Below are 251 nucleotides of genomic sequence, written 5' to 3'. Positions count from 1 at the left end.
TAATGGAAACGCTTGAGCCATTGGCAGCTGCTTATCTGGTGGCAAAGCGCCCCGAAGACAAAACCATTCAATTCCATTGGCAATATGAAGCGCCGCAGGACAACCAAGGCTCAATTGCTGAAAAGCATGTCAGTTATCGCTATCTGAGTGGCAATATCCGCCGTTCAGACCTACTTGGCCGTATGGTGCAATCGGGTAATAGCAGTAAATATCAAGCGGGTGCATTGGCCGAATGCCATTATGTATTTATC

At 47.4% G+C, this 251-nt stretch carries 1 protein-coding gene; it reads left to right on the top strand.

Going from position 1 to position 251, the window contains the following annotated elements:
• A partial coding sequence (locus tag B4920_RS27175) for a hypothetical protein (RefSeq protein ID WP_216820104.1) occupies positions 1–251 on the top strand: 251 nt, incomplete at both ends.

The sequence above is a fragment of the Zoogloea sp. LCSB751 genome, from assembly GCF_002028455.1.
GTDB lineage: Bacteria > Pseudomonadota > Gammaproteobacteria > Burkholderiales > Rhodocyclaceae > Zoogloea.
Note: the sequence above shows the minus strand (reverse complement) of the source record. Positions and strands in the feature narration are given on the sequence as shown.